We start from the raw sequence: 14,508 nt of genomic DNA on the forward strand, positions 1-14,508 counted from the left end.
ACGCCCGCGCAACCGGCGGGCGATGAGGAGGGAACAAACGCCCGGCACGGTTCATTCCCGCTCACGGCGAACGCCGCGGCCCGGTGCGGGCCGCGGCGTTTCCTGCTGGGCGTACGCGCGGATCAGACGCGGAACTGCGAGACCAGCGACTGCAGTTCCTCGGCCAGCCGGGACAGCTCCTGGGCGGTACGGCGCGACTCGGTGACGCCCTCGTTGGTGCTCTGTGCCGCCTCGGCCACGCCGCCGATGGTGCGGGCGATGTCGGTCGAGCCGCCGGCCGCCTCGGAGACGCTGCGGCCGATCTCGCTCGTGGTCGCCGTCTGCTCCTCGACCGCCGAGGCGATCGTGTCCGAGTACGCGTTGATGCGTTCGATGACCGCGGCGATCTCGCCGATCGCGTCGACCGCGGCGGACGTGTCGTTCTGGATGGCCTGGATCCGGCTGGAGATCTCCTCGGTGGCCTTCGCGGTCTCCTGGGCCAGGTCCTTGACCTCGGACGCGACGACGGCGAAGCCCTTGCCCGCCTCGCCGGCCCGGGCCGCCTCGATGGTGGCGTTGAGCGCGAGCAGGTTGGTCTGCTCGGCGATCGAGGTGATGACCTTGACGATGTTGCCCACCTCGGCCGAGGAGACACCCAGCTTGGCGACCGTGGTGTTGGCCGACTGGGCCACCTCGACCGCGCCGCGGGCCACTCCGGCCGCGTCGGCCGCGCTCGTGGCGATCTCGCGGATGGACGCGGTCATCTGCTCGCTGGCGGCGGCGACGGTGTCCACGTTGCTGCTGACCGTGCCGGCGGCGGCGGACACCTGCTCGGCGCGGGAGCTGGTCTGCTCCGCGTTGACGGCGATGCGGCCGCTGACGTCGGTCATCTCCTGCGCGGAGCCGGCGAGCGTACGGCTGCTCCCGGTGATCTGCGAGATCGTGCTGCGCAGCGTCGCCGTGGCCCGGTCGAGCTGGGCACCCATCCGGCCGACCTCGTCCTTGCTCTTCATGTCGGCCGTCCGGGTCAGGTCTCCGGCGGCGATGCTGTCGATGATGCCCGACAGCGCCTTGACCCGGCTCACGATGCTCCGCGCGATCGCCAGGCCCAGCAGCGTGGCGAGGATCAGGCCGACGACGAGCACGACGATGACGAAGGTCCGGGCCGACTCGTACGCCGAGTGGGCCTCGGCGACGCGCGCCTTGGCGGCCGCCTCCTCCTCCGCCGCGAGCTTGTCCAGGTTGTACTTGGCACGGATGATCGCCGGCTGCAGCTGGGTGTCCCGGGCGGCCGCCATGGCAACCGCGTTGCCGCTGCCGGCCGCCGTGAGGTACGCGTCACGGGCGGCCCTGTACTTGTCCCAGAGGAAGATCGTCTGGTCCATCAGCCGCGGGTCGACGGTGCTGCCGCGGTACGCCGTGTTGTCCGCCGTGATCTGACCGTCGAGCGCCTTGATCTGCGCGACGATGTCCGGCGACGGCGTCTGGCCGTACGTGAGCGCCTGGGCGTGCATCGTGCCGACGTCCGAGATGATCTTGTTGAGCTGCAGGGAGGCGGTGAAGTTCTCCCGGTACATCTTGTTGCCGACGTCGTTGACCTCGGCGAGCCGGACCAGCGCCACGACGCCCACGAGGGCCGCGACGATCGTCATCGCACCCACGATGATCATGATCTTCGTGTTGAGCGAGCGGTCGGCGATCCAGTCGCGCAGCGGGTTCTTGAGCTGCGGCTTGCGCGCGGACTTCGATGCTGCCCTCATGGGGCGGGCGACGGAAGGCATGTGGTCGGACCTCGCGGTGGTTGCTACGGGGACGCGAGTCGTCCCCTTTCTCACTATCGGTTGTGGTTCGTGGTCGCTGAGGCGCTTTCCGGGAGTTCGCCCTCACACCGCGAGTGCGCTGTGCGCGGCGAGCTGCGCGTCGACCTGATCCGGGGACAGGGGCCGCGAGAAGTGGTAGCCCTGCGCGAAGCGGTACCCGAGCCGGTACAGGGTCTCGGCCTGCTCGGCGGTCTCCACGCCCTCCGCGATCGCCTGCAGGTGCAGGCCGTTCGTGATCTGGATCATCGCGGTGGCGATGACCGCCTCCTCGGAGCGTCCGCCGATCCCGTCGACGAACGACTTGTCGACCTTGAGGGTGTCGGCCGGGCAGGTCCGCAGCAGGCCGAGCGACGAGTGCCCGGTGCCGAAGTCGTCGAGCGCCACCTTCACGCCGAGCGTCACCAGGTTCTGCAGGGTGTCGAGCGCGATGCCGCCGTCGAACACGGCCGTCTCGGTGACCTCGACGACCAGCTTCTCCGGGTCGAAGCCCGTGTCGGCCAGCGCGGCCCGTACGTCCGCGGCGAAGCCCGGCTCGCGCAGCTGGCGGGCGGAGACGTTGACGCCGATCTCGTCCGGGGCGGCGGCGCCGTACCGCTTCTGCCACTCGGCGGCCTGGCGCAGCGCGGTCCGCAGGATCCAGTCGCCGAGCGGCACGATCAGGCCGGTGCGCTCCGCGATCGGGATGAACACGTCCGGCCCGATGAAGCCCCGCTCCGGGTGCTTCCAGCGGATCAGCGTCTCCAGCGACGTCCACCGGCCGTCCGGCAGCGCCACGATCGGCTGGTAGACGAGCGTGAAGTCGCCGTTGTCCAGGGCCCGGCGCAGGTCCGCGCCGAGCTGGGCGTCGGCCGCCTGGTCCTGCTCGAGTCGGGCGTCGTAGACCGCGTGCCGGCCCTTGCCGCGCTCCTTGGCGGCGTACATGGCCAGGTCGGCGCGGCGCAGCAGCTCCTGGGGGCTGGCGCCGGGCCACACCTCGGCCAGGCCGATGCTCGCCTTGACCAGCAGGTCGTAACCGAGCGCGTGCACCGGGCGGGTCAGCGACTCGGCGATGCGGTCCAGCACCTCGGTCGCCTCGTCGCTGCGCAGCCCGCGCAGGAGCAGGCCGAACTCGTCGCCGCCGAGGCGGGCCACGACGTCGTCGGCGCGGACCGCCTCGCGCAGCCGGTCGGCGACCACGACCAGCAGCGCGTCGCCCACGGCGTGGCCGAGCCGGTCGTTGATCGCCTTGAAGTCGTCCAGGTCGATCAGCGCCAGGCTGAGCGTCCCGGTCTCCTCCCCGGCGTCAGCGTCGGCGCCGGCCTCGGCGAGCGCCTCCCGGGTCCGCTGCTCGAACAGGGCCCGGTTGGCCAGGTCGGTCAGGTCGTCGTGGTTCGCCCGGTGGGTGAGCTGGGTCTGGTAGCGGTTGAGCTCCAGCAGGTTCGCGTCGACGCGGCGCAGCAGCCGGCCGTTCTCCGCCAGCGCGTTGACCTGGCGCGCCACCACCAGCGCGGTGAGCAGCACCGCGGCCAGCGCCACGGTCAGCACCACGTGCCCGGCCGTACCGCCCACCACGAGCAGCAGGCCGTCGGTCGCGGCCACCGCCAGGTACGGCACGACGCTGAACGAGCGGCGCCGGAGTACCGGGAGCTCCGTACCGGCGGCGCGGCGCTGGCGGTCCGCGGCGAGCGCGACGAACAGCAGGGTGGCGGGGATGAACATCATCGAGCCGCTGAGGCCCGGGTGCATCTGCAGGAACAGCGGCAACAGGCCGCCGCCGGTCGCGCCGACGCCGGCCGCGGCGGCGAGCAGGCGCAGCGCGACCCGGTCCAGCCCGCCGAAGCCGCTCACCGCGACCTTGACGAAGGCCAGCGCGCCGACCAGGCCCAGGGCGGTGAGCATGAGCAGGGGTACGGCCGCCGAGCTGTCGGCCGCCCAGGCGTCGAGCACCCGGGTGATCAGGTACCAGGAGAAGATGCCCAGCGTGATGGAGACCGTGGCGGCGTCCAGCACGAAGCGGAGCATGACCCGTTCGCGTTCCCGCCCGCGGGCCATCGGCAGCCGGAGCAGGGTCCACAGCAGCACCAGCATCGCCAGCGCGTACGCCGCGGAGGTGGGCGCGTCGTGGTCCTGGTCGCCGGCGGCGGGGTTGAGCACGTACAGGCGGGCGTCTCCGGTGACGCCGAGCACGATGAGCACGCAGACGACCGCCAGGGACCGCCAGATGCGTGCGGTGACCGGGTCCAGGCCGGGCGCAAACGCCGTACGCCAGCACGACCAGCCCGCGACCGCCGTGCCGAGCATCGCCGGCATCCAGCCCCAGACGACCTGGGTGCGCTGCTCGGTGTAGTTGACCGCGAACAGCACGATCGAGACGACGAGGACCGCGGCCGCCGTCAGCAGCATCGGAGTGGCCCGGAGCCGCTCCACCTGCCGTTCGTCGACCGTCATGCCGTGTCGTCCCCTCGATGGTCTGTCTGGCTTCCGGGTTGGCTAATCGGTTCGGAGGGGGTACGGCATGAGCAGAACCGGCACGGCTGTCGCGTCACCGTACGACCGCGGAGCGTGGGATCTCGCCGATCCATGGGATGCACGTGCATCTGCAAGGCACAATGGCGGCAGCCGTCCATCCGACCACCCCTTCGGAGCGTTCCGGTGACCGAACCCGCCGTACCCCCCGCCCCCGCCGCCCCTGACGACGACGGCCTGCCCGGGTCCCTGTGGGCCCGCATGAAGGCCGACCCGCAGTACGCCCCCGAGCACCTCGCGCTGGAAGCGGTCCGCCGCCTCGGCCCGCAGGCGCAGCGCTGGGCCCAGCGGGCCCGCGAGGAGGACCCCGGCGCCTCCTCCGACGACCTCGCCCAGCAGGCCGCCCGCCGGTTCCTCAACCACGCCCGCCTCTCCGGTGCCGTCTCCGGCGCCACCGGCCTGCCCGGCGCGGTCGTGGACGTCGGCGTCCTGGCCTGGACCCAGGCGCGGATGGTGCTGCACGTCGCCGCGGCGTACGGCGCCGACCCGACCAGCTCCGAGCGCGCCACCGACCTGCTGGTCCTGCAGCGGGTGCACAAGGCCGCCGAGGCGGCCCGCGTCGCGCTGGGCGTGGCCGCCGGCCGGGAGCGCGCCAGCCGGCTCTTCGCCGGCTCCGCCGACCGGCCGCTCACCGGCGTCATGCTCAAGCTCGGCGTCAAGCTGGCCCAGATGGCCGGCGTCCGCGCCGCCAAGCGGATGTTCGCCAAGGTCGTGCCGGGCGCCGGGATGGTGCTGGGCACGTGGGCGAACTCGGCGGCGACCAAGGACCTGGCCCGCCGCGCCCGCGAGCTGTACGGCGGCGCGGCCGGCGCATCCTAAAGTCGCTCCCCGCCCTGACGATGCTTTCCGGGTAAGGCCCGTGCCCGGCGACGCAGAGGAGGGACGCATGAGCCAGCGCAACCGGTGGCTGCTGCTCTTCGCGCCCCTCGTGCTGACCGGGTGCGGCGTGCTCGGCGGCGACTCCTCCAAACCCGGCGCCGCGGGGACGGCCGCGAGCGCCAACGCGGGTACGCCGTGGACCGTCGTCACCCGCGGCAGCGCGGCCCCGTCGCCCACGCCGAGCAGCGGCGTGCCGCCGTACCCGCTGCCGACCGCCACCGGATTCCTGCCGCTGAAGACCACGCCGCGGCCAGCGCCCAGCCGCACGTGCGCGCCGGACACCGTGCACTTCTCGCGGATCCAGGCGCTCGACGTCGTCGCGGGCACCACGAGCGCCACCGCGTCCTGGTACGACGTCGGCGGCTACAACCTCGTCGAGTACCGGCTCACCGCGATCAGCCAGGACCTCAAGCCGGGCAAGCAGCGCGACGTGGGCTGGGTGCCGGTCAAGCCGAAGCAGGCCTGCGGCCCGATGACGGCCACGATCAAGAACCTCGACCGCAAGACCGGCTACGTCTTCTCGCTGGACGCCGTCGTCGCCCGGCGCAGCGGCGACGGTACGCACGCCGGCACGCTGTACCGCTCGCACGTCATCTACACGAGGTAGTCCGTCACGCTCCGCCGCGGCGCGTACCCCTGTTCCCGGGCCCGCGTGAGGTCCAGGACCATGCCGTCGGTGAGCTGGTCGACGGCGTAGCGGGTGAGCGAGGGCGAGACCACCGCGAGCCCGCGCGCCAGACCCGCGGGCAGGTGCCGCACGGGCACGCCGAGCACCCGGGACAGCACGTCGTCGCGGCCGTACGGCTGCTCGTCGGCGATGTTGTACGCGCCGCCCGGCCAGTCCAGCGCCGCCAGGCACGCCGCCGCCAGGTTCTCCACGGCGGTCAGGCTCATCAGCACGTCGGGTCCGGGCAGCCAGGCGTACCCGCCCCGCACCACCCGGCGCAGGCGGGGCAGCAGGTGCCGGTCGCCGTCGCCGTACACGGCCCGGGGGCGCAACGCCACCGCGCCCGCCGCCAGGGCGAGCCGCTCACCCTCCGCCTTCGTCCGCCCGTACGCGCCGCGCTGCCCGCCGGCCGGGTGGTCCTCGCGCACCGGGGCTGCGTACGGCCCGGGCCGGTACACGCTGGCGCTGCTCACCCACACGACGGGCCGGTCGCGGGCGGCGTCGAGCAGCCGCAGCGTCCCGCCGACGTTCACCGCCCGGTACGCCTCCTCCGCCGCCCGCCCCGGCCGCGGATCGCCCACGGCGGCGGCCAGGTGCACCACGGCATCCACGCCGGAGAGGTCGGGCGGCCCGGCGGTGGCGTCCCAGAACACGTGCTCGCCCACCGGGCCGGGACGCCTGCCCACGCCGACCACCTCGTGCCCGGTGGACGCCGCGAGCCGGGCGACGGCCGTACCGCAGAAACCGGACGCGCCCGTGACAGCGAGCCTCACGACGGCCGCACCACCAGGGACCGCCAGGACGGCAGCGCCGCGCGCCGGTCCACCCGGGCCCGCACGACCACCGGCCGGTACGGCGCCAGCGCCCGCAGCAGATCGGCCAGCTGCACCCGGGCGAGGCGGGCGCCGGGGCAGGCGTGCTGTCCCGCCCCGAAGACCAGCTGGGCCGTGCGGGCCGGCGCGGGGTGCGCGGGGTCGGGGCCGGCTCGGTGCGAGTCCGCGGCGTGGCGGGCGACGAGGAGCATCCGGTCACCGGCGCGGACCGGGCAGCCGCCGGGCAGCTCGCCCGCCTCCGCCGCCACCCGGGGCAGCAACGGGGTGGGGGCGGTCACCCGCAGCAGCTCGTCGGCGAGGGCGGGGCTGTCCGCGTACGCCCAGAGGCCGGCGTCGCAGGCCCACGCCGCGGCCCGCGGCAGCGCGGCGACCGTCGTGGTGATCGCGGCGACCGCCAGCATGGTTGCCAGGCCGGCGCCCGCTCCGCCGTCCGGCGCGACCAGCGCGGTCAGCCGTTCCGCGGCGACCCGCGCCGTTTCACCGGTGCCGTGGCGGCGCAGCCCGGGCAGGTGCGCGCGGGCCGCCGCCGCAGCCGCCGCCCGTGCGGCGTCCGCGAGCGCGGGACCGTCCACGGCGACGTCGACGAGGGCGGCGGCGGTCGTCCCGGCGATCTCCGCCGCGAGTGGGACCAGATCGACCCGGCCGCCGTGGGCGAGCGGCTCGAGCCGCCGGTCGAGCAGCTCCGTCCACAGCGGACGCAGGCGCTGCACGCCCGCGGCGCCCAGCGCCTCGGAGGTCGCCCGGCGGGCCTGCCGGTGCTCGTCGCCGTGCTGGTCGAACAGCAGGTCACCGCCGGTCAGCCGGCCGGCCGCGCCGCCGGTGGTGCCCGCCGCGGTCCGGTCCAGCGGGATCCGGGTCAGGCCCGCGACGAACGCCTCCCGGTCGTGCACGAGCAGCGTGCGGCCCAGCCGCAGGACGGGCCGCCGCCGCGTCGCCGCGAGCAGCGCGAACAACACCGGATGGCTGCCCAGGTAGACCCGGCGGTCCCGGCTGCGGGCGCTCATCGGACGTGCACCTCCTCCGGCGCGGGCCGGTAACGGCGGTCCCAGTGCCACAACAGCGTCCGCAGGCCACCCCAGGCACGGAGCCGGCGCAGGCTCGTCTGGACCACCAGGTGCTCGGCGCGGACGATCCGGGCGCTGTGCTGCCGGGCCCGGTTGAGCAGCGTCACGTCCTCGGCGCCGTCGCCCAGCGCCTCCCTCGGCGTGCCGCCGCAGCGCTCGTACAGGGCCGCGGTGATGGCCAGGTTGTGGCCGTGGACCAGCACGAACGGGGCCCGTGCCGACGGTGAGCGGTGCAGCCACCGGCCGGCCCGGGCGGCCAGCCGGACCACCAGCGGGTAGAGCACGCGGTGCGCCCAGCCCGGCCGCTCGTCGGCGCGCGGCACGCTGCGGCCGCAGACCAGGTCGTGCGCGTCCAGGAGCGACCGGGCCGTGGCGACCCAGTCCGGCGCCGGCAGGCAGTCCGCGTCGGTGCGCAGCAGCTTCGTCGCGCCGCGGCTGATCGCGTACCGGAATCCGGTGTCGGCGGCCGTGCCCGCGCCCGGCTCGGGCTCGCCGACCACCTCGACCTCACCGGGGAAACCGGCCGCGATCTCGGCGGTGGCGTCGGTGGAGGCGTTGTCCACGACCACCAGCGTGAAGTCCCGGTCCGTCTGGGCGGCCAGCGCGCCCAGCGTGCCGGGCAACAACCGCGCCTCGTTGTAGGCGGGCACGACGACGGCGACCTCCCTCACGACGCCGCCGCCAGCCGCGCCGCCGCGGCCCGGTCCGGCTTGCGGGACCGGCCCGCCAGCGGCACCTCGGCGACGACGACCGCGTCGGGCCGTGCCGACCCCATCCGGTCCAGGGGTACGCGCAGAGCGGCGCGCACCGCCTCCGCCGGCACCCCGGCGGCCGGCTGCACCACGGCGACCACCCGCTCGTCGCCGTCACCGGCCGGCACGCCCACGATGACGGCCAGGTCGACGCCCGGCACGTGCAGCGCCGGCTCGTACAGGCCGGGATAGATGTTCTCGGCGCCGCGCAGGATCATGTCCTTGCGGCGGCCGCCCAGCACCACCGACGCCCCCTGCACCCGGCCGACGTCCCCGGTCTCGATCCACTCGGTGCGGTCGGCGCCGAGACAGCGGTCGGCTGCGTTCGGCCCGGCGAGCAGCAACTGCCCGTCCGCCGCGGTCCGCGCCCGTACGCCGGGGAGCAGATCGCCGACCAGGTCACCCGTACCGGTGAAGGCGCTCTTGGCGGTGGACTCGACCGCGGCGGCGGGGAAGACCTCGGTGAGCGCGTACACGCCCCACGCCTCGTCCGCGCCGGCGCGGCGGACCCGGGCGAGCAGCTCCGCGCTGACCGGCGCCGAGCCGCTGTAGACCCGGCCGGTGAAGCGCATGTCCGCTGCCAGTGCGGCCCGCAGCTGCGGCGGCGTCAGGTACGTCGCCTGCGGGACGAGCCGGGCCGCCTGCCGCACGAGCCGTCGCGGCGCCCGGGCCGGCAGCGCCACCGCCGCGCCCGCCGCGAGGGAGGGGACGAGCACGAAGAACGTCCCGCCCAGCACGGCCCGCTCCGGCACCGGGCGGACCAGGTCGTGCACCGCGCGCATCCCGGCCGTCAGGCTCGCCCGGGTGTGCACCACCGCCCGCGGCCGGCTCGTCGTCCCCGAGGTGAAGACGATCACCGCGTCGCCGTCGCCGTCGTACCCACGCGGCCGCGGACCGGGCGCGAGGGGCAGCGCGGGCGCGGTGCCGGGCAGGCGTCGGCCGACGGTCACCGTGGGCGCCAGCGCCGCCAGCTCCGGCAACGCCAGGTGGGCGCGGCGGGCCAGCGGCGCCGCCCACCCCGCGACGGCCTGCGCCGCCGCGTCGGCCACCACGAGCCGTGGCCGGGCGGCGCCGAGCCGGGCCAGCAGCACGTCCGGGCCGGCGGTCGGGTCCAGCACCGCGACGCGCAGACCCAGGTGGTACGCCGCCAGCAGCACGGCCAGCGACCGCGGGCCGGGGCGTACGGCCACCCCGAGCGTGTCACCGGGAACGAGGCCGCGCGCGTGCAGAGCCGCGGCGTAACCGGTGGTCAGGCGGGACAGGTCGGCACGGGTGGCGCGCACGACCGGCCGCCCGGTGCGCCCGCAGCCCAGGACCGCCGGGCGCGGGTCGTCGTCGCGCAGGCTCGCCAGCAGATCACCCAGCATCAGCGCGGGTCCGCCGTCAGCGGGCCGCTGCCGCGGCCGAGATACCACTTCGCCGTGCCGGTTATCCCGTACGCGGCCAGCCGCCGGGTCGAGTTCTCCACGACCATCGTGCGGCTGTGCCGGATGGCCGGGGTGGTCCGGCGTACGCGGTTGAGGAAGGCGCGGTCGGTCGGCGACGGCCGCCGGGGCATCCCGCCGCACGCCTCGTACAGCTCCGCGGTGATGGCCATGTTGTTGCCCGCGTGCATCCGGTACGGCGCCTTGTACCCGCTCCCGCGGTGGGCCGGGCGCAGCCTGCCGAACGCGGCGGCGACGGCCACGAGCCCGCGGAAGAACGCCCGCCCCAGCGGCCCGTGCTCGTCGCGGCGCGCCGTGATCCGCCCGCACACCAGCCCGCCGCCGGCGGTCAGCCCGGCCCGCGCCGCCGCCACCCAGCCCGGCCGGGGCAGGCAGTCGGCGTCCGTACGCGCCAGCAGCCGCGCGCCGTGCGCGATCGCGTACCGGAAACCGGTGTCGACGGCACAGCCGACGCCCTTCTCGATCTCCACCAGGACGTGGACCGGGAACGGCGCCCGGAACGCCCGCGCGATGTCCGCGGTGCCGTCGGTCGAACCGTTGTCCACGACCAGCAGCTCGAAGCCGGTGTCGGTCTGCGCGGCCAGCGCGTCGAGCGTCTGCCGGATCCGCGCCGCCTCGTCGTACGCCGGCACGATCACCCACAGGTCCGTCACGAGACCTCCCAGACCATGGTCATCAGGCTGACGCCGCCGCCGAGCCCCACGAACAGCACCCGGTCACCGGGATCGAGGCCCGGCCGGACCCGGTCCAGCTGCACGCCGAGCGTGGCGCTGGCCACGTTGCCCAGCTCGGGCAGGGTGAGCTCGAGCTTGCCGGCCGGCACCCCGGCCACCTCCACGAAACGCTGCAGGTACGGCACGGTCACCTGGTGCACCAGCACCTTGGCGTAGTCGTCCCAGCCGAACCCCGTGCGGTACGCGACCCGCTCGAGCAGCCCGAGCCCGATCTTCTCGAAGACGCCCCGCAGCTTGTGCCCGTTGCCGGTGAAATAGGTGTGCTCGTCGCCGCGCGGGTGCCGCGAGCCGCCGCCGAAGATGCCGCCGACCGCCCAGTGCTCCGAATACGTCTCGCTGTCGACGTCCACGATGCCGCCGGCCTCCACCGGCTCCACCAGCACCGCGGCCCCCGCGTCGCCGAACGTGTACCCCGCGAACGCGGTGCGGGCCTGCGCCATGCCGTCCAGCCGCGGCCGCATCGAGCGGGTGGGCGTCTCGCCGGTCACCACCAGCGCCCGCCGTGCCCGGCCCGCCAGGATCATCGAGCGGGCCAGGTCGATGCCGTTGAGGAAGCTGTTGCAGGCGTTCGTCACGTCGAGGGCGTGCGCCCGGCTGCCCAGGGCCGCCTGGACGACGTGCGCCGTGGCCGGTTCCACCATGTCGCGGGTGGCCGAGGCGTACAGCAGCAGGTCGATGTCGAGGGCGTCCAGGTCGGCGTCGGCGAGGACCCGCCGCGCGGCGGTGATGGCCAGGTCGGAGGCGTACTCGTCGTCGGCGGCGACCCGCCGCCGGTCGATGCCGGTCGTCTGCGCGAAGGTCCCCGCGGGCAGCGGGAGGCCGCTCGCGGCGGCGACCCGCGCCTGCAGGTCGGCGGTGGTCACCTCCCGGCCGGGCAGGGAACTCGCCACCGCGGTGATGCCCACGCGGGCAACGGTCAAGGTCATGGGCGCCAGCCTGCATCATGGCCGGCGTCCCCGGCGTGAGTAGAACGGCTCATTCTCACCCGGCCCCGCGGACTCAGGACACCGCGAGGGCGTGGGTGGCGCCACAGGCGAGACCGGCGCCGATGTCTCTAAGCTCTTCTTTCATGGAGAGCATCGTCGACACGGTCGTGGTCGTGGCCATCTCGGTGCTCGGTGCCGCCCTGGCGCGGCGGCTGGGCTTCATCGCGCCGCTGGTGCTGCTCGTCGCCGGGCTGGGACTGTCGTACGTGCCGGGCATCCCCGAGGTGCACATCGAGCCGGAGCTCGTGCTCATCGGCATCCTGCCGCCGCTGCTGTACGTGGCGGCGCTGCAGACCAACCTGGTCGCGTTCCGCCGCGCCCTGCGGCCCATCCTGCTGCTCGCGGTCGTGCTCGTGGTGCTCACCGCGTTCGCGGTCGGCTTCGTGCTGCACGCGCTGCTGCCCGACGTGCCGCTGGCGGCCTGCGTGGCGCTGGGCGCGGTGGTGGCGCCGCCCGACGCCGTGTCCGCCACGGCCATCGCCCGGCGCATCGGGCTGCCCCGGCGGGTGGTCACCATCCTCGAGGGCGAGAGCCTGCTCAACGACGCGACCGCGCTGGTGCTCGTCCGGGTCGGGGTCGGCGCGCTGCTCGGCTCCGCCGTCGGGTTCTGGGAGATCGCCGGGGAGGTCGCGCTCAAGGCCGGCGGCGGCGTGCTGTTCGGCCTCGCCTTCGCGGTCGGCGCCGCCTGGCTGCACAAACGCATCACCGACCCGCTGCTCGACGACGCCGTGTCGCTGCTGACACCGTTCGTCGTGGTCATCGTCGCCGAGGAGGCGAAGACGTCGAGCATCGTCGCCGTCGTGGTGACCGGGCTCTACCTGGGGCACCGCATCCCGTACCTGCTGTCGGCGACCTCTCGGCTGCAGATGGACGCGGTGTGGCGGCTCATCACGTTCCTGCTCGAGGGCGTGGTGTTCCTCCTCGTCGGCCTTCAGCTGCGTGAGCTGATCGGCAACATCGAGACCAGCATGGCCACCACCGTACGGGTCACCCTGGCCGTCTTCGTCACCCTCGTCGCCGTCCGGTTCGTGTGGATGTACCCGGCGACGTACCTGGCCCGGCTCATCCCCCGGATCCGCTCCCGGGAGGAACGCCCGCCGGCCACCGTGCCCACGGTGATCGCCTGGGCCGGCATGCGCGGCGTGGTGACGCTCGCCGCGGCGCTGACCCTGCCCCCGGCCGGCGAGGTGACGAGCGGCGGCTACCCGCGCGAGCTGTTCGTGTTCGTCGCCTTCGCGATCATCGTGCTGACCCTGCTGGTGCAGGGCACCACGCTGCCGGTGCTGGCCCGCCGGCTCGGGGTGAGCGAGGACACCAGCGCCGAGGACGCGCTCGCCGAGGCCAGCGTCCAGCACGCCGCCAGCCGCGCGGCCCGGGAACGGCTGGAGGCCAGCGCGCAGGGGGCGCCCGCCTCGGTGGTCGAACGGCTGCGCGCGCTCACCGACAGCCGCTCCAACGGGGCGTGGGAGCGGCTGGGCAACCAGGAGCAGGAAACCCCCTCGGCTGCGTACGGCCGGCTGCGCCGGGAGATGATTACCGCCGAGCGGCACGTCTTCAAGATCGCCCGCAACGAGGGGCGGATCCCCGAGGAGGTGCTCAACCGCGCCCAGCGCGAGCTCGACCTGGAAGAGTCCCAACTGCACCGGAGTGACGATTGACCTGCCAGCACCTGAAGGAAGCGACCGAGCCGACGCCGCAGGCGCCGTACGACGGCGGCTGCCCCGAATGCGTCGCGGGCGGCTTCGAGGACTGGGTGCACCTGCGCCTGTGCCTGAACTGCGGCCACGTGGCCTGCTGCGACTCCTCGCCCCGGCGGCACATGTCGCGGCACCACGACGAGACCGGGCACCCGGTGATGCGCTCGTACGAGCCGGGTGAGAACTGGCGATGGTGCTTCGTCGACGAACTGCTGGGGGCCTAGATGCGCACCCTGTTCGTGGGAGCGGGCGCCACCGGCGGCTACTTCGGCGGCCGTCTCGCCCAGGCCGGCCGCGATGTCACCTTCCTCGTCCGCCCCCGCCGCGCCGCCGAGCTCGCCGCCCGCGGCCTGCGCATCCACGCCCCCGGCGGCGAGACCGTGATCCCGGCCCGCACGGTCACCGCGGACGAGCTCGACGAACCGTACGACGTGGTCGTCCTCGCGGTGAAGAGCTACCACCTGCAGCAGGCCCTCGCCGACGCCGGCCCCGCGGTGGGCACCGGCACGGTGATCGTGCCGCTGCTCAACGGCATGCGCCACATCGACACCCTGGTCGGCCACTTCGGCGCCGACCGCGTGTACGGCGGCGTCTGCATGATCGCCGGCACCCTCACCGACGAGGGCGACGTGGTCCAGCTGACCGGCCTGCACCGCCTCCTGTACGGCCCCCTCGACGGCACCCGCGACGACCGGCTCACGTCGGTCGCCGAGGCGCTGTCGGGCGCGGAGTTCGAGTCGCAGCCGTCCACGGAGATCGTCCAGGAGATGTGGGAGAAATGGGTCTTCCTGGCCAGCCTCGGCGTGGTGACGACCCTGATGCGGGCGACGGTCGGCGACATCACGGCGGCACCGGGCGGCATCGCGTTCGCCTCGGCGGTCGCTGACGAGGCCATCGCGATCGCCTCGGCGGCAGGCCACCCTCCCCGCGAGGCGGCGATCGGCTTCCTGCGCGCGTCGATCACGGCCCGGGACGTGCCGGCCACCTCGTCGATGTACCGCGACATGGCGGCAGGAGGCCCGGTGGAGGCCGACGCGATCGTGGGAGACCTGGTCGCCCACGCCGAGCACCACAAAGTGCCGGCGCCGTTGATCTCAGCAGCCTGGACCAACCTCTCGATCTACGCCGCGAACCGATAGGGCCACCG

General features: G+C 74.6%; 13 protein-coding genes. 5 read left to right on the forward strand and 8 right to left on the reverse strand.

Annotated features, from left to right (window positions below):
• Positions 1-122: 122 nt before the first annotated feature.
• Both COUCH_RS12495 and COUCH_RS12500 read right to left on the reverse strand, forming a co-directional pair.
• Positions 123-1,739 (reverse strand): methyl-accepting chemotaxis protein, encoded by a 1,617-nt coding sequence (locus COUCH_RS12495; RefSeq protein ID WP_249612247.1) that lies wholly within the window; start codon positions 1,737-1,739, stop codon positions 123-125.
• Between the two features lie 123 nt (positions 1,740-1,862).
• On the reverse strand, positions 1,863-4,226 hold the full coding sequence (locus COUCH_RS12500) for a putative bifunctional diguanylate cyclase/phosphodiesterase (protein ID WP_249612248.1): 2,364 nt from the start codon (positions 4,224-4,226) through the stop codon (positions 1,863-1,865).
• 132 nt (positions 4,227-4,358) lie between these two features.
• Here COUCH_RS12500 and COUCH_RS12505 point away from each other — a divergent pair, with 132 nt between their 5' ends.
• On the forward strand, positions 4,359-5,123 hold the full coding sequence (locus tag COUCH_RS12505) for an EcsC family protein (RefSeq protein ID WP_430640923.1): 765 nt from the start codon (positions 4,359-4,361) through the stop codon (positions 5,121-5,123).
• A 67-nt stretch (positions 5,124-5,190) separates the two neighbouring features.
• A complete protein-coding gene (locus COUCH_RS12510) occupies positions 5,191-5,790 on the forward strand; it encodes a hypothetical protein (RefSeq protein ID WP_249612249.1) in 600 nt (199 codons plus the stop codon).
• On the opposite strand, the gene COUCH_RS12515 is transcribed toward COUCH_RS12510, so the two are convergent.
• Genes COUCH_RS12515 through COUCH_RS12540 form a run of 6 tightly spaced genes read right to left on the reverse strand, consistent with a single transcriptional unit; the run spans position 5,778 to position 11,604 of the window.
• A complete protein-coding gene (locus COUCH_RS12515; RefSeq protein WP_249612250.1) occupies positions 5,778-6,623 on the reverse strand; it encodes an NAD-dependent epimerase/dehydratase family protein in 846 nt (281 codons plus the stop codon). The genes COUCH_RS12510 and COUCH_RS12515 overlap by 13 nt on opposite strands.
• Entirely contained in the window at positions 6,620-7,687 is a 1,068-nt protein-coding gene (locus COUCH_RS12520) for a cytochrome P450 (protein WP_249612251.1), read from the reverse strand. Before COUCH_RS12520 ends, COUCH_RS12515 begins: the two co-directional genes overlap by 4 nt.
• On the reverse strand, positions 7,684-8,418 hold the full coding sequence (locus tag COUCH_RS12525) for a glycosyltransferase (protein WP_249612252.1): 735 nt from the start codon (positions 8,416-8,418) through the stop codon (positions 7,684-7,686). Before COUCH_RS12525 ends, COUCH_RS12520 begins: the two co-directional genes overlap by 4 nt.
• Positions 8,415-9,866: an AMP-binding protein gene (locus COUCH_RS12530; protein WP_249612253.1), complete on the reverse strand. Its 1,452-nt coding sequence runs from the start codon at positions 9,864-9,866 to the stop codon at positions 8,415-8,417. Before COUCH_RS12530 ends, COUCH_RS12525 begins: the two co-directional genes overlap by 4 nt.
• Complete coding sequence (locus COUCH_RS12535) at positions 9,866-10,597, reverse strand: glycosyltransferase family 2 protein (protein ID WP_249612254.1); 732 nt, start codon at positions 10,595-10,597, stop codon at positions 9,866-9,868. Before COUCH_RS12535 ends, COUCH_RS12530 begins: the two co-directional genes overlap by 1 nt.
• A complete protein-coding gene (locus COUCH_RS12540) occupies positions 10,594-11,604 on the reverse strand; it encodes a 3-oxoacyl-ACP synthase III family protein (protein WP_249612255.1) in 1,011 nt (336 codons plus the stop codon). The genes COUCH_RS12535 and COUCH_RS12540 overlap by 4 nt, the downstream gene beginning before the upstream one ends.
• 143 nt (positions 11,605-11,747) lie before the next feature.
• Here COUCH_RS12540 and COUCH_RS12545 point away from each other — a divergent pair, with 143 nt between their 5' ends.
• Genes COUCH_RS12545 through COUCH_RS12555 form a run of 3 tightly spaced genes read left to right on the forward strand, consistent with a single transcriptional unit; the run spans position 11,748 to position 14,500 of the window.
• Positions 11,748-13,322, forward strand: coding sequence for a Na+/H+ antiporter (locus COUCH_RS12545; RefSeq protein WP_249612256.1), 1,575 nt, complete (start codon positions 11,748-11,750; stop codon positions 13,320-13,322).
• Entirely contained in the window at positions 13,319-13,585 is a 267-nt protein-coding gene (locus COUCH_RS12550) for a UBP-type zinc finger domain-containing protein (protein ID WP_249612257.1), read from the forward strand. Before COUCH_RS12545 ends, COUCH_RS12550 begins: the two co-directional genes overlap by 4 nt.
• Entirely contained in the window at positions 13,586-14,500 is a 915-nt protein-coding gene (locus COUCH_RS12555; protein WP_249612258.1) for a ketopantoate reductase family protein, read from the forward strand.
• The last annotated feature ends 8 nt before the right edge of the window (positions 14,501-14,508 follow it).

This window comes from Couchioplanes caeruleus, from assembly GCF_023499255.1.
In the GTDB taxonomy this organism is placed as follows: domain Bacteria; phylum Actinomycetota; class Actinomycetes; order Mycobacteriales; family Micromonosporaceae; genus Actinoplanes; species Actinoplanes caeruleus_A.

Coding starts and splice junctions, on each gene's coding strand:
- COUCH_RS12495 (WP_249612247.1), bottom strand. CDS start 1,739: ATGAGGGCAGCATCGAAGTCCGCGCGCAAGCCGCAGCTCAAGAACCCG.
- COUCH_RS12500 (WP_249612248.1), bottom strand. CDS start 4,226: ATGACGGTCGACGAACGGCAGGTGGAGCGGCTCCGGGCCACTCCGATG.
- COUCH_RS12505 (WP_430640923.1), top strand. CDS start 4,359: ATGGGATGCACGTGCATCTGCAAGGCACAATGGCGGCAGCCGTCCATC.
- COUCH_RS12510 (WP_249612249.1), top strand. CDS start 5,191: ATGAGCCAGCGCAACCGGTGGCTGCTGCTCTTCGCGCCCCTCGTGCTG.
- COUCH_RS12520 (WP_249612251.1), bottom strand. CDS start 7,687: ATGAGCGCCCGCAGCCGGGACCGCCGGGTCTACCTGGGCAGCCATCCG.
- COUCH_RS12530 (WP_249612253.1), bottom strand. CDS start 9,866: ATGCTGGGTGATCTGCTGGCGAGCCTGCGCGACGACGACCCGCGCCCG.
- COUCH_RS12540 (WP_249612255.1), bottom strand. CDS start 11,604: ATGACCTTGACCGTTGCCCGCGTGGGCATCACCGCGGTGGCGAGTTCC.
- COUCH_RS12545 (WP_249612256.1), top strand. CDS start 11,748: ATGGAGAGCATCGTCGACACGGTCGTGGTCGTGGCCATCTCGGTGCTC.
- COUCH_RS12555 (WP_249612258.1), top strand. CDS start 13,586: ATGCGCACCCTGTTCGTGGGAGCGGGCGCCACCGGCGGCTACTTCGGC.